General features: G+C 39.0%; 10 protein-coding genes and 1 tRNA gene. 3 read left to right on the top strand and 8 right to left on the bottom strand.

Going from position 1 to position 15,312, the window contains the following annotated elements:
* Positions 1 to 22: 22 nt before the first annotated feature.
* The 4 genes from PR833_RS13515 to PR833_RS13500 form a co-directional block, all read right to left on the bottom strand.
* On the bottom strand, positions 23 to 2,548 hold the full coding sequence (locus PR833_RS13515; RefSeq protein ID WP_272526213.1) for an outer membrane usher protein: 2,526 nt from the start codon (positions 2,546 to 2,548) through the stop codon (positions 23 to 25).
* A 64-nt stretch (positions 2,549 to 2,612) separates the two neighbouring features.
* The gene (locus PR833_RS13510) at positions 2,613 to 3,152 is read right to left on the bottom strand and encodes a fimbrial protein (RefSeq protein ID WP_060561394.1); all 540 of its coding nucleotides are present in this window, start codon (positions 3,150 to 3,152) and stop codon (positions 2,613 to 2,615) included.
* A 38-nt stretch (positions 3,153 to 3,190) separates the two neighbouring features.
* On the bottom strand, positions 3,191 to 3,718 hold the full coding sequence (locus tag PR833_RS13505) for a fimbrial protein (protein WP_014657601.1): 528 nt from the start codon (positions 3,716 to 3,718) through the stop codon (positions 3,191 to 3,193).
* Between the two features lie 192 nt (positions 3,719 to 3,910).
* Positions 3,911 to 4,270, bottom strand: coding sequence for a helix-turn-helix domain-containing protein (locus tag PR833_RS13500; protein ID WP_014657600.1), 360 nt, complete (start codon positions 4,268 to 4,270; stop codon positions 3,911 to 3,913).
* A gap of 948 nt (positions 4,271 to 5,218) precedes the next feature.
* Between PR833_RS13500 and PR833_RS13495 the strand changes: the two genes are divergently transcribed.
* Positions 5,219 to 5,560 carry a tetratricopeptide repeat protein gene (locus tag PR833_RS13495; RefSeq protein WP_014657599.1) on the top strand — a complete coding sequence of 114 codons (342 nt, stop codon included), beginning with the start codon at positions 5,219 to 5,221 and terminating at the stop codon, positions 5,558 to 5,560.
* Positions 5,561 to 5,808: 248 nt separating this feature from the next.
* Positions 5,809 to 6,996 (top strand): MFS transporter, encoded by a 1,188-nt coding sequence (locus PR833_RS13490; RefSeq protein ID WP_272526212.1) that lies wholly within the window; start codon positions 5,809 to 5,811, stop codon positions 6,994 to 6,996.
* Between the two features lie 1,938 nt (positions 6,997 to 8,934).
* Here PR833_RS13490 and PR833_RS13485 read toward each other — a convergent pair.
* Both PR833_RS13485 and PR833_RS13480 read right to left on the bottom strand, forming a co-directional pair.
* Positions 8,935 to 9,011, bottom strand: a tRNA-Ile gene (locus tag PR833_RS13485).
* A 371-nt stretch (positions 9,012 to 9,382) separates the two neighbouring features.
* Positions 9,383 to 9,979, bottom strand: a complete 597-nt coding sequence (locus PR833_RS13480) for a GNAT family N-acetyltransferase (protein ID WP_272526211.1) — start codon at positions 9,977 to 9,979, stop codon at positions 9,383 to 9,385.
* 249 nt (positions 9,980 to 10,228) lie between these two features.
* Here PR833_RS13480 and PR833_RS13475 point away from each other — a divergent pair, with 249 nt between their 5' ends.
* Positions 10,229 to 12,250: an NADPH-dependent 2,4-dienoyl-CoA reductase gene (locus tag PR833_RS13475; protein ID WP_272526210.1), complete on the top strand. Its 2,022-nt coding sequence runs from the start codon at positions 10,229 to 10,231 to the stop codon at positions 12,248 to 12,250.
* Between the two features lie 84 nt (positions 12,251 to 12,334).
* Here PR833_RS13475 and sstT read toward each other — a convergent pair whose 3' ends face one another.
* Positions 12,335 to 13,588: a serine/threonine transporter SstT gene (gene sstT, locus PR833_RS13470; protein ID WP_036943096.1), complete on the bottom strand. Its 1,254-nt coding sequence runs from the start codon at positions 13,586 to 13,588 to the stop codon at positions 12,335 to 12,337.
* 273 nt (positions 13,589 to 13,861) lie between these two features.
* Positions 13,862 to 14,821, bottom strand: coding sequence for a TerC family protein (locus PR833_RS13465; RefSeq protein ID WP_036943093.1), 960 nt, complete (start codon positions 14,819 to 14,821; stop codon positions 13,862 to 13,864).
* Positions 14,822 to 15,312: the final 491 nt, after the last annotated feature.

Raw genomic sequence — 15,312 nt, 5'->3', positions numbered from 1 at the left:
GTTCATACCGTGCTAACGCGTGTTATCGCTGCGCTAACTGCTTTGCTGCTAGCGGAGTACACTGCAACAACAGCGATGGATTGTTGATATCGATACTCTCAGGGAAAGCCACTTGGCATCCGTCCTCGTCTCCCCACTGTATGGTCATTAGGGAATTTGGTTCAATACCGCTGATATACGCACTGCCGCTATCCCCTACGATGCCGGTGCTTTGGCCTTTTGTATTGAATATTTGCGCCCCAAACGGAGGGTAACTGCCATCCGGTAAGCGCAACACCGTCATCGCTTTTTGCCCTGCCACAACCGCAAATTCGCGGTAACCCACCGCCCCTTCGGTTAAGGTCACTTGCACCACCGATTGCTGTGCATCCACATCATCTGGCAGCGCGTTCAAGTCAATTTGTGCCTTGCTGCGGTAGTAACTGTTCATGTCACCAACCACCGCTTTACCAAACATATTGGTGGTAACCGGAGCTCCAAACCCTTTGACAGGCACATTAGCAATGCCATCGGTGTCCACCAGTAAACGGGTTCCTCCAGGGATGCTCATGCGATGTACACCACCACCTTCTGCCGTCAGCGTGATCCCACCAGTTGCTGATAATCCAAACGCGGTATATTGGTTATTGGCGTAACTCGCATTACCCGAGACTCGCGCGGTATCGCCTTGGTGAGTCAGATACGCAGTTCCACTCGCTCCTTTACGGTTTGATCCTACGCCCAATTGATAATTGGTACGCTCATCAATGCGGTCATGGTAAGTCACTCGATTGACCGTGTCATAACGGCTGCTATTTAAGGAATACCCCACATTAGCACCATTACTCAGCGGAAATGAGGTCGATAAATAAATACTGTCATCCGTCACCCCGTTATACATACTGCGGTTTGCCGACAGGTTAACGCTGACATTCTTAATCGTTCCCACATCAAAATATTTGGATAACGTCAGGCTGTAATAGTTGTTTTCCGGTCGATCCCAATAGGTTTGGTGGTTGTAGTTCAAATACACAGACATACCGATATCACGGAAATTTTTGCTCAGTGAAATGGTGTACAGCTCTTTGCTACCACCATAACGAATACCTGTTTTCCTTGCCTGTAAGAAGTCTGACATACTCATAAAGTCTCGCTCCGAGAAGCGATAACCCGCGAATTGAATTTGACTATCAATAGCATCAAAACGTTTTGCGTAGCTGACACGATAAGATCCACCGTTAATAGTGTTTTCACCTGCCAAACGCGCAAACGACTGAGTCACATCGAATGACAACGCACCGAACGCCAGTAAGTCTCGACCAATACCCGCTGAAATCGCTTGGTAGTTTTTGCTGCCAAGCAAACCACTGAACAGTGACCAACCGTTATTCACCCCCCACGAAAACTCACCAGTGATAAAGTTATCACCCTCTTTGTGCCGGTTAACATCATTCGGCTGACCCAATGCCAACTTATATTGAAGCTGTCCCGGACGAGTTAGGTAAGGTAAGTTAGCTGTATCGAGTTGATACTCTTGTACCGTACCATCTTGCTCTTCAATTTTGACGTCCAACGTACCACTAATCGCATCGCTCAAGTTTTGAATACGAAACGGCCCCGGTGCCACTTGTTCGGTATAAATCACACGCCCTTGCTGGCTTATCGTCACCGTCGCATTGGATTGTGCGATCCCTGTTACTTCCGGTGCGTAACCGCGTAAATTCGGCGGCAACATGTTCAAATCCGAGCGCAAACTGGCGCCAATAAAACGGAATGAATCAAACATATTTGAGTTCAGGTAATCTTCACCCAAAATCAGTTTGGCTCCGAGAGCCGGCAGCGCACGAAAGGCGTAAAATCGATTCCATTGAAAATCACGATTGATAGCTTGGTTTGAGCCTGTTGCATGATTTAAACGGCCTTGCCAATCTGCACGAAAACGCCATGCACCTAAGTTTACCCCCGCCACCCCGTTACCGTTTAAGGTGTAGGTATTATGACCTTTGTTGTGCGGGCGATAAGTGTTACCGTTAATGTTGTAATCCAACAAAATCGCAGCAATCCCTTCATCCCAACGCGATGGTGGATCCCAATTAGGAGCCGTATACTCCATGTAAGCTTGTGGAATACTCACGTATAAGGATGAAGTTGAGAGATCCCCACGCACCTGTATTCCCGGCAAACTTTCCAATTTTAAGCATTGGTCATCGTGCCACCATGTCAGCTTTTTCAAGCTGTCTGCGGTCAGCCCTAATTGGGCAGTGATATCGGGTGATAAGCACGGCTCACTGCCTTGAGGATCATTCTCAGGGGGATAAAATGGTACTTTCACTTCTGGTAACGTATCGTCATTGACCTTAAGCGCTAAGCTATAGGTTCCTGGCATCACATAACCAGCACGCGAAAAATGTTCTAGATTGATATTTTTTTTGTCTTCCACATCCAATACATCCATATTGAATTGGATAACATCAGATGATGCCAATGCTATCTGGCTTTCACCCAAAGCAAACGCAATGGACAGCGACAGCAATGCAAGGCGAAAATAAGTAGCCTTTGGTGAAGACATAAAAAATATCCCTCGTGAACATTCACAATAACAATAAAGAGAAAAATAAATTCAACCGGCTTAATTAGTAATAATCGACTTTAAAACGGATCAAGCTTTGGTAATATCCTGCTCTTAGTGGGCGAGAGTCAGAGACTAACCGTAATTGATAAGCTAATCGCATACTCGGCGGTACAATATCTTGCTCCGGAGATGCTTCCCCCGGTACCACTTGACGCGATTGTGCATCTTGCATAAGTAACCCTACGCCGCGCGCTTCACCAAATACTTGAAACAACCCGTTATCGGAAGGTCCATCAAAGGTCATGCGCAAGGCACGCCAAGTTTGAGTCGGATCACTGTGTTTGACTAAATCACAATTAACTAATTGAATTTCAAAATCTTGTTTGGGGCCTTGGCCTTCTTGACGGATCGTACCAATCGGCAACACACCCATATCAATGATTTGGTCACGTGATTCCATGGCAATTGTGCAGGCAGCATCGGTGATTTCACCGTTCATAGTCACCGTACCTGCACCTTGCCCAGCTGCGTGCACCAAAGGTGAGGTAAAACTCGTAGTGAGGAGTAATACACTCCATCCGAATACAGCTTGACACCCCATGGTTTTACCCTCCTTTGAATAACACACTAGTGTTCTGATTACTCGTAGCTCATTGTGAAGTTAGCGAGTGCTGTAAATTCACCTGGAACAATAGTTTTGCCATCACCTTTCAAATAAGCAGAGAACAGCAGTGAGTTATCACCATTTTGAATTTTTAAGTCAGTTCCAGCAGAGCCATCTAATTTCACTGGTACACCACCCAGACCTGCAATTTGAACACCTGCGCCAGATGCTTGACCTTGAATAGCCAGTGAATCAGCTAAGTTAGGATTCACACCACCCGTAAAGGTGACGGTCGCCGTATTGTCTGTCAGCGTGGTTGTATCACAGTCAACCAGCTCAATAGTGAATGGCACTGGACGAGAAGTACCACCATCGGCTAATTGTGCTGATGCTACCTGACCTAGGTTAACCGTTTGGTCTGTAGACTCTGGCGCGATACCACATGCGGCTTCAATGATTGAGCCGTAGAATGTCACAGTACCTTGACCTGCGCTGACTGGAGCAGCCATAGCTGATGCGCTCATTGCGCCAGAAATCAGAGTTGCTAAAAGAATCTTTTTCATATTGGTTACGCCTTTACGATGAACACTAAAAAAAGTAAGCTATTAATTAGCTCACTTGGTTAAATAATTAATAGAATTTATTTATTAAATAATAAATAAAAACAAATAAAATACTTTCTGAGAACAGAAAGTATTTTCTTTATTCTCAGTTAAACATAAATCTTTAATAGTTTATTATTTGGTCGACTATAATTAGCCAACCAAATTATTCATCTTTACTGAAAAAGCATCCTCACCTTTATAGTAAGGAGATGGAGGTAAAAACAAATTAATATAATGAGAACCAACTTTTTTTTCTGTATCATTAACATTAAGATAAACAGCACTAAAGAAATTACTTAAACTACAATCCAATTCATGCAAAATAACAAAGAGGGTATCAACATTAATATTACACACACCTCTTTCATATCGAGATATTTGCTGCTGCGAGACATTTAGTTTTTCAGCTAACTGTTTTCCTGTTAACCCTCTCTTTTTCCTTAAACGAAATATCTCTTTACCAACAGCAATCATAAAAATATTTTTTGACACTTCATGTTCCACTATCATATTAGGCCCTCAATTCCTGATACAACAAACTTCATTTATTAAAGCCCGCTTGCACGAAAATATTTACGCCTTGCTCTGTTGCAGATAAATTTACTGTACCTGCTGCTCAAAATCAAACAAAGCTATATCTACCAAGCAGTTATTGATATAAGTTAAATATCCAAATAATGAGTAATTCAAATACAAAAAACCACATTAGCTTGGTACATTCAACATTCCTATTAAGAGAATACAAATTAGACCAGAATTATATATTACAAGAATCCCAAAAAGATTTAAAATTAGATTTATAATTCTGAAATTCATATTTTTTCAGAGGTTAAGTAATAACACTTAACGAAAAAAATATATGGAAAAATCCATCAATCCAACAAAATAAAATAAACTCAATAAAATCAATGTATTGAATAGCGTGGTAATTTTAATTAACACTTCAATTTTAGATATAATATTTTGCAATATCTGTAATATTGTTCTAATCAAACTAATTGTTTAGGATTAAATAAAACAGAAGTTTATTTTCACTTCACGTTTTTTATTTATATTCTTACAGAGCTATTCTTAATTAAAAAATCATTATTGCTAACTTCATCACCTTTAGAGAAATCATCATTATATGACACTCACTTTATTATTTTCGAGATCATATTATGAAGATAGCTGCTCACCATACAAATTATCTATTAATATCTTTACAACACTTATTTTTTCATATTCACTATCCTTGAATAAAAGCCCCCCCTCTGACCTATTGACATTTACTCATGAATACAATAAAAAATGATGAAAAATATAAATTAGAATGAAATTAATGATATTGCTCAAAGTGGAATTCAACTACCGAAATGGAGATAAAAATCGCTAAACAATAAAATTTAAGTGCTAGATATTTTTAAGAAGCAATATAAAACCCCATATCTAGAAATAAGAAAAAATGAATATTTTAATTTGATTGATAATATAAACTTGTTAAGTCAACGACTCGAAGAATCAGAAAAAACAAAAACCAGCGCTGAACTGGGCGATAAAGATGCACAGCTCAACCTTGGCTTAATGTACTATCAAGGAGATGGAGTTCCTGTTTCCATTGAACAAGCACAGAAATGGTTTATGCGTGCAGCAGAACAGGGCAATGCATATGCACAATATAACCTTGGCTGGCTCATGCAAAAAGGTGAAGTCGAAAATGCTTCTCCTTATGCGGCACGCTACTATTTTGAGTTGGCCTGCAAAGGGGGCTTAGAAAAAGCCTGCTTCGCGCTAGAAAAATCGCATAGCGAACATTTCTAAAACAGCCTCTCTATTTAAACGTTAATGGGAACTTAAATCCCATTAACTTTTCCCAATGTATGTTTATTCAACCTATCAGATAATCTGCAAATTTCTTGATGTTGCCGCTAAAAAACAAAAAAAGCCCTATTTTTCGTTCTTAAGAATGATAGTCACCTTTCGTTATTTCACCCTAAAATCGACAAGTAATTATTAACTTTTTATTAACATTCACCGAAGGTACTGCTTATTATTGACGAGGTGCTTAAATGAACGAATCGCTGCACACACAAGATGTCAATGCCATGCCACCAAAAGTCATCCTAAAATCTTCATTGAGTTTACTACTCGCAATTATTATTTTTGCGGCCATTGCCCCAGGTATTTTGATGACAGCGCCGGCAGTTGCAACTCAATTGGGCTCTCAATGGCAGTTATCGGCCGATAAAATAGGTTATCTTTTTTCAGCAGAATTAGGGGCTATGAGCTTTGCAACTGTTCCTGCTTGGTATTGGATCAACCGTATTAATTGGCAAAAAATAGCCATTATCTCTGCCATTATTTTTATCATAGGTAACCTACTCTCTGCTTTCGCGGCCACCTATATCACCTTGTTAATTTTTCGCGTCATAGCATCATTAGCTGGTGGTACATTAATGATACTGTGTATTTCATGTGCCGGAAAAACAGAAAACCCGAGCCGCATGTACGCTTTTTGGGTTTTAGGTCAACTCGCATTAGGTACACTTGGACTACTTGTCTTACCACCGTTATTTGAACTCTACGGATTACGTATCGTTTACTTTATTCTCGCTGCTTTTATGGTCATCTTTTTTCCATTAATTCGAGCATTTCCTAATGTGATAATGGAAAAAGATCAACATCATCACTCATCAACTCACCCGCGAAATGCATTTATTAATAAGGCGATGGCCATTATTGCGATACTCATTTTCTATATTTGTTTGAGCCAAGTTTGGACATTCATAGGTGTATTTGGCCAAAATAGCGGGCTAGATGCTGAAGAGAATGGTCAGATTTTAGCGATCGCCACCATTTTAGGTATGGTTGGTGCGGTGATTGCGGCAACTGTTTCTAATCGGTTTAAAACCAATAAATTAGTGTTTTTAGGATATGGATTATTAATGGCAAGTATCTTGTTATTGATTGGTTCACCTACCGTAATACGGTTTATTGTTGCCGCCTTATTGTTTAAATTCACATGGACATTTGTCTTACCTTTTATTATGGGAGCGGTTTCCCAGCTTGATACCAGCGGTAGGCTCATGAATAACATAAATTTGGTAATTGGTGGTGGAATGGCTATTGGCCCTGCCATTGGTGGATATATTTTAGTCAATTCGACACAAATGTTGACCTTTATTAGTTTTGCAGCGTTATGCACCCTATGCTCATTCGCCTTAGTTGCTTACTTTATAAAACAGTCAACGTCATAATTTAAGTTATAAAATAATAATTTTCTTACTTTTGATAAGTCGAGGTTTTCTTCACATTAATGATAACGTATGACTCTATCCATTTTCAGTAAGCTCATTTTGTCTTATGAGGAAATATTGGAAAGTGGTTTTCTCTCAAAATTGTCATGGTCAATAAAATTTGCCCACAGCACTTGAGCTATCGCGAATTATACAGAAGGTCTAGTATCAGCAGTGCGGTAGCTTTCTTGAATTGTATTGTGTGCTTGCAACCGGCTGATTTTTTTATTCATCGGTGAGGCTTATTGTGAATGCCTTTAGGCTTTCACTTGAACTGCCTGCTATTCATCTATGGTTGATTAACGCATTGATAGCTTTAGATACAGTGTTATTTTAGCCTAGACCCCGTTAAGTGACCCCAAGTTAAAATTCAGCACTGAGATTACGTGAACCTGATATGTTATCAATATCCTCTGTTGAGTAATGAAATACTCGTTCCCTAGTTCAAGTTGCTAAATTAGCTATATCACGACAATCGCACCATTTCCTTCTGTGTGAAAACAATAATACCGCCAAGGTAGCAATTCAAATAGATAGTCGCTATCAAAAACAATTTATTTATCGAAACGTTCAAATATTTATAGCTGTAAAAATATACCGACCGATAACGAACATATAAAATCACTCATTCTCAGTTCGCTTTTGTCAACTTGATAAGATTATGATTGTATGATTAAGGTAGGCGCCTTAACATTAAGGAGCTTTTTACCTAACTCCTACAGTTATTTTCAAAAAGAAACTATTTCTACAACACAAAATATAGTAACCAAGCGTTAATAAATTATTGTAATTGTAGAAATAGTAACATGGACAAAAAATTAAACTTCAGAGTGCACAACAACCATATTAAAGTAAAACCTGGGAGGACAACACTTTATATACATTTATGTGCAAACTAAATTTAAACAATATATTTCAATCGTCGTTACACCTAATTCGGGATTAATAATATTCCAGCAATTTTAAATATTCAATAGCTTAAAATTCCCCAAAAACCCTTTAAAGTTGTAATAGTTAAATTATAAAATTAAAAATACTTATTAATAATCATAAACTTAAGAAGCTAGAATAAATTAAAACAAACTTATTACAAAAGATTTCAAAAAATAAAAAAACACCATTTAAGACTAATCTCACCATAGAACAACAACCACATAAGTAAAAACAACTATAAAAATACAAAAAACTACAATTACAGACTATAAAAACGCAATAAAGGATAACTAAATAGATTTAAACACCACATAAATACCATAATATATTTTTAAATTCCATTAATTATAAAAAATTAGACCAATTAACAAGAAAAACACTTCTTTATATAAAAATATTTCTTTCTCACTTTAAATTTTAATTAATAATATAATTTAAGATCTTAACAGATATATGCTTTTTAAAATTAATCGTGATTTTTATGAGGAGATTTTCTTTAAACCAATGTGCATGATTAAACATACAACAAAGTTGTCATCACGAAACACCTATAAAATCTATCAATCTGATCACTATTAAGAACATTCTCAATGGTGATTTTTATAATTAATTAAACACTCATAAAGGAATAGTTTTAATGATTATGGGAATACTTCTTTCTCATTTAAAAATAAATATTACTCAACTAACCTTAAATAGATAGTCTATATATGACAATTAAATAAAAATAAACCATATCTTGTAGAAGTCAAACTCCCATTAGCAGCATAAAGAAATACTTTTATCATTAGGTTCTTAACTGGAACGGATACCTAATTAATCTTAAAGCGAATAGTTTAAATTCATTATTTTCAATAGATAGGGAGAACTTCAGTGAAGAGATTTCTTGAACTAAAGGAATAGGATGGAAACAAAAAAGCCACTTGCTAAGAAGTGGCTTAATATGCTGATTTAACAGCTAAAATTTGGTGGCCCCTACTGGACTTGAACCAGTGACCAATCGATTATGAGTCGACTGCTCTAACCAACTGAGCTAAGGGGCCAAAGTGGAAGCGATTATACGTGCTGTTTTCTCTCAGGTCTAGTCTTTCAAAACTGTATGGTGATTTTCTACGCAATTCCATTTTCTACTTTATCATTCAGCAAGATATCATTACTCAAAATGATAACTCTTGTTCAAAGAGCCGCATTTATCCCTCTTCCCTCTGCCTTTTAAACAAGTATTTTTACAACTCAGCACTGATAACAACCAAATGCTATGCATAAAAAATCAAAAAAATTAGTCTAACTATATAAAAATCAAACGATTTAATTGATAATGACTATTTCTTAAACAGAAAACAGCACCGATTAACCAACCTCTCTTATTGATTAATCACAGAGACTTATTTTTTATAAACTCAGCGAATGGCTACTAGCGAGGTTTCTCCAATTGCCACTGTAGATGGTGTTTTATCGATGGCCACTCTGACGCAATAATACTGTATACGCAGGTATCCCGTAATTCACCAGTACGAGTATACATATGACTTCTTAGTACCCCGTCAAGTTTAGCGCCCAGTCTCTCTATCGCCCTTCGACTTTGCTGATTTAAAAAATGAGTTCTAAATTCCACGGCAACGCAAGATAAGGTTTCAAACGCGTGTTGGAGTAACAAGAATTTCGCTTCTGTATTAATTGCAGTTCGTTGAACTTCTCGACTATACCAGGTTGCACCAATTTCAACTCGACGAGTCTCTTGGTCAATTTTATTGTAGGCGGTCATCCCAACAGCTTTACCTGATTTTTTATTGATCACTGCAAAGGGTAGCATTTCTTGTTGCTGATATAGCTTTAAACGCCGTTCAACATCTTTAGCAAGGTTTTCTGGTTCAGGTACTGAGGTATACCATAGTTTATGTAAACTATCTCTTTGAATAATTTCCATAAACTCAGAGTCATATTGGTGGGACAGCAGCTCCAGTTTTACAAAGCCCCCTTCAAGTTCTATAGCCTCGCAAATCGTTTTCATCGTAACCATCCTTTTTCGTACAATGGTAAAATATCTTTACTGGTTAAGTTCCCTAATAGCCACCCTGTTTTACACGCCAATTATGACAAAAAAATAAAATCGCCTGTGCCGACCTAGACTACCTGCAATTTACCAATAAATCATATGATAAATATCACATTTTTTTAACATATTTTTCTATTGTCCCCATCATTGCGCTAGAGTTAACTCATCTGACCTGTTAATAAAATCCCGCAGGGGAGCAAAAATATGAGCAATTTTCCACATCTTTTTACCCCACTGAATTTGGGGCACACAGTACTAAAAAACCGTATTTTAATGGGTTCCATGCATACGGGGCTTGAAGAACATCCGGAAGGAAGCCAGCGTTTGGCTCATTTTTATCGGTTACGCGCAGAAAATGGTGTTAGCTTAATAATTACAGGAGGGATCGCACCAAATAAAGAAGGTGCCTTAACCGCTCATGGCGCGGTGCTCAATACTCCGGAACAGTTGCCTTTTCACCAAGAAATCACCCAAGCAGTACACAGCGCTGACGGTAAAATTGCTTTGCAGATCTTACATGCGGGTCGTTATGGTTTTCATCCTCATATTGTTGCCCCTAGTGCCATCCAAGCTGAGATCATTCCATTTACCCCCAACGCTCTCACAACAGAACAAATTAATAAAACGATTAATGATTTTGTCACCACAGCAAAACTCGCACAGCAAGCAGGCTATGATGGCGTCGAAATAATGGGCTCAGAAGGCTACCTTATTAATCAATTTATCGCCAAGCGCACAAACCATAGAACTGATGAATGGGGAGGAAGCTACGATAATAGGATCCGTTTCCCTCTCGAAATTGTCAGTAAAATCCGTCAGGCAGTGGGTGAAAACTTTATCATTATTTATCGCCTCTCAATGTTAGATCTCGTAGAGGAAGGTTCCAACTGGGAAGAAATTGAATATTTAGCGAAAGCGATTGAGCAAGCTGGCGCAACAATGATCAACACAGGTATTGGTTGGCATGAAGCGAGGATCCCAACTATTGCAACACAAGTACCACGTCATGCATTTAGCTGGGTAACAGAAAAATTAATGGGAAAAGTCACCATTCCTTTGATCACAACGAATAGGATCAACGATCCCTTTGTTGCCGAACGGATCATTAGTTCAGGTCAAGCGGATATGGTATCGATGGCTCGCCCATTCCTTGCCGACGAAGCATTTGTTCGGAAAGCACAAGAAAATCGTGCTGATGAAATCAATACTTGCATTGGCTGCAATCAAGCCTGCCTTGATCAAATTTTTAATGGCAAGCTCGCTACCTGCCTAGTGAATCCTCGGGCCGTAAAAGAATTGAATTATCCCGATGAACAGGCGACACAAATAAAAACAGTAGCCATTGTTGGTGCAGGCCCTGCCGGACTCTCTTGTGCCATTTATGCAGCCAAGCGCGGTCATAAAGTGACTTTATTTGAAAAAGCCAATCAAATTGGTGGCCAATTTAATATGACTAAACAGATCCCCGGAAAAGAGGAGTTCCACGAAACAATCCGCTATTTCTGCCGCCAACTGGAAATTCTAAATATTGAAGTCAAGCTTGAACATCAAGCGCATATTCGTGACCTTATTGGTTACGATGAAGTTGTTATTGCAACGGGGGTTGTGCCCAGAACCATTAATCTAGAAGGGCGTGAACACGAGAAGGTACTCTCCTATATTGATGTACTAACTGGAAAGCGCATGGTAGGCCGTTCAGCTGCTATCATTGGTGCCGGGGGAATTGGCTTTGATATTGCTGAGTTTTTAAGCCAAAAAGGCCCAAGCAGCAGTTTGAATATATCGTTATTTAATCAAGAGTGGAATATTGATACCAGCATCAATTCGACCGGAGGAATATTGAGCCAATCTCCTCATCCTATCCCCTCTTCTCGCCAACTCTATTTGTTACAACGCAAAAACAGTAAAGTTGGCGCTGGGCTAGGTAAAACCACAGGCTGGGTTCATCGTTTATCACTCATGAAGCGTGGCGTGCAGATGTTTAATGGTGTTGAATATATGCGAGTTGATGATGATGGCTTGCATATTCGCTATCAAGATAAAATACATTGCCTCCCCGTCGATAATGTCATTCTTTGTGCAGGCCAAGAGCCATATCACCCATTAAAAGAGCCTCTCGCAGAGCATGGGATTCAAGCTCACGTCATTGGTGGCGCTGATGTCGCTGCTGAGCTTGATGCAAGAAGAGCAATTGAACAAGGAATGAAAGTAGCCTATCAGCTATAAAAAGCGCCATATTTATAATGCTAACCTATAAAAAAACCCGCTATCCGTCAGCGGGTTTTTCTATGGATATTTACCGAGACTAAACTAGTCTTTTTGTGATAATTGCGCTGTAGGATCAGCCAATTTCTCATCTTCAGCAAGGCAAACCGCTGCTGTAAATAGTACGTCAGTCGAAGAGTTAAGTGCTGTTTCTGCTGAATCTTGCAGCACACCAATCATCACCCCAACAGCAACTACTTGCATAGCGATTTCGTTCGAAATACCAAACATGTTACAGGCTAATGGAATGAGCAGTAAGGAGCCACCAGCAACACCAGAAGCACCACATGCGCAAACCGCAGCAACCACACTCAGTAAGAGCGCTGTCGGAATATCAACAGGGATCCCTAAAGTATGCACTGCCGCTAAGGTCAGTACTGTAATGGTAACTGCAGCCCCGCCCATATTGATCGTCGCACCCAGAGGAATAGAAACCGAGTAGGTATCTTCATGCAAATTCATGCGACGACACATCCCCATATTCACTGGAATGTTTGCAGCAGAGCTACGCGTAAAGAAGGCGGTTACACCACTTTCACGTAAACATGCGAAAACGAGTGGATACGGATTACGTTTAATTTTCCAATATACAATCAGAGGGTTAACAACTAATGCCACAATCAGCATACAACCAATAAGCACAGCGAGAACATGGAAGTAGCCTTTTAATGTTGCAAAACCTGTTATTGCGATTGTTGAAGAAACGAGACCAAAAATCCCAAGAGGCGCTAAGCGGATCACCACTCTAACAAGCTGTGTCACACTTTCTGAGAAGTCTTGAATCAGGTTCTTAGTCGTCTCGCTAGCATGGCGTAAAGCGATACCTAAACCAATCGCCCATGCGAGGATCCCGATATAGTTCCCCTTGATCAATGCATCGACTGGGTTAGCAAAAATATTCACTAACAAGCCTTTAAGCACTTCTGCAATATTTCCAGGAGGTGTTAACTGAGTATCACCGAGTGCTAATACCAGTCTGGATGGGAATATAAAAGAACCAATAACGGCTACCAACGCCGCGAAGAACGTACCTAATATATACAATACTAAGATAGGACGAATATTGGTTTTTTGCCCTTTGCGATGATTCGCAATGGATGCCATGACCAGTACCCAAACGAGTATAGGAGCAACCGCTTTTAGCGCACTAACAAACAAATCGCCCAATAACCCAACATTTTTTGCTGCTGATGGCCATAACCATGCCAATAAAATACCTGCGATCAGGCCTACGAGTATTTGCTTAACTAAGCTACCGCTCGTAATAACCTGCCATAACCCTGTTTTGTTTGTTTCCATAAGAGACCCATACATTATTTATCTTTATTAGGAATTAAATGTGTTTGCTCTGCCAGTATAAGGAATAAATACCTTATGGAAAGGCGATTATTTTAAATATAGACAATAATTTTTTTATTTTAACAATATATTTACATATCTGTGATCCTAATTGTATTTTGTTTCTTATAGTAGGATAGGAAACTGAGAAATCTATGATATTTTTCAGTCTGTTAAAGAGAAAAAGCACTCGGTTTTTATGCCGAGTGCTTGAGTTAATTAAGCAGTGAAAGATTAGCCGTTAGAAGCGTTTCTTTTATTAACGATAACATTAATCACTAAAGTGGCGACTAAAATTGTTGCAACCGTCCCCAAAGAGATGATCGTTGGAATGTGATAAATATCCATTAAAAGCATTTTCACACCGATAAAGGTCAAAATCACCGCCAAACCGTACTTAAGCATAGTGAATTTTTCAGCGACCCCAGCCAGTAGGAAATACATTGCACGTAAGCCTAAAATAGCAAAAAGATTTGAGGTTAATACGATAAACGGATCCGTGGTGACAGCAAAAATAGCGGGAATGCTATCTACCGCAAAAATCACATCGCTGATTTCAACAAGGATCAAGACTAAAAAAAGTGGTGTAGCAAAAAGTAACCCATTTCGTTTAATGAAAAACTTTTCACCGTGTAATTCATCAGTCATGCGTAAATGAGAACGAACCCACTTTACCAAGGGCTTATCGGTAATTGGAGAGTCATCTTCCTTTGTAAAAGCCATTTTGATACCTGTAAAGAGAAGGAACAGGCCAAAAATGTAAAGAATCCAACTAAATTGAGATACGAGCCAACTGCCTGCAAAGATCATAATGGTACGCAGTATAATCGCACCGAGTACCCCATAAACTAAAACACGTCTTTGTAGGTTCGCTGGGATCGCAAAATAGCTGAACAACATTAACCACACAAATACGTTATCAACCGCTAAAGCTTTCTCTAATACATAACCCGTTAAGAAAGCCGTTGTTTGGCTATTAGCAAATTCAAGGCTTACCGTATCTTTGAGATACCACCAAAATCCCCCAGCAAACATCAATGCTAGCGTCACCCACACCGTGCTCCAAATCGCCGCTTGTTTCATCGACATAACTTGGTCTTTATGTTTGCCTTGCCATAATAGGTCAACAAGCAACATTATGAGAATGATAACCGCGAAACTTCCCCATAAAATAGGGCTACCAACAGAGTGCATATAATTTCCTTAATTACAAAAAAAAACGGCTGACACCTCAGAAGGCATCAGCCGCTTAACTGTTTTTAACCTAGAGTGACTATCTTTTGGTTGTAAACGATGAGCAAACCTTGCCTTCTGGCAAGGTCTCACTTACAACACAATAATCCTAGGTTAGGAAATTGTGGTGCTCGGCTACCGGGTACAATATGATGAGCACCGTAATGACGATAAACCGACAAGAAGAAGTTACTCCCCTTTGCTATGACTGATAAATTAGGGTAATTAGTCCTAAAAATCAATAATCCATAGGTATAATTTGAGTAAAAATATTTAAAGACTATTGAATAAGGAAACACCTTTTTTTACCATTTTTGTCAAGAAACATCTTGGTAAAGCCCATTTTCACACCATTTATTGTAGAAAAAACGCGAGGAAGAAGATTGCGTTTTTCCGCAAAACTTAAATGAATTCTAAAAATAGAACGAGAATTCGCTGTTTAGTTATTTTTT

The organism is Providencia sp. PROV189 (assembly GCF_028480065.1).
GTDB lineage: Bacteria > Pseudomonadota > Gammaproteobacteria > Enterobacterales > Enterobacteriaceae > Providencia > Providencia stuartii.
Note: the sequence above shows the minus strand (reverse complement) of the source record. Positions and strands in the feature narration are given on the sequence as shown.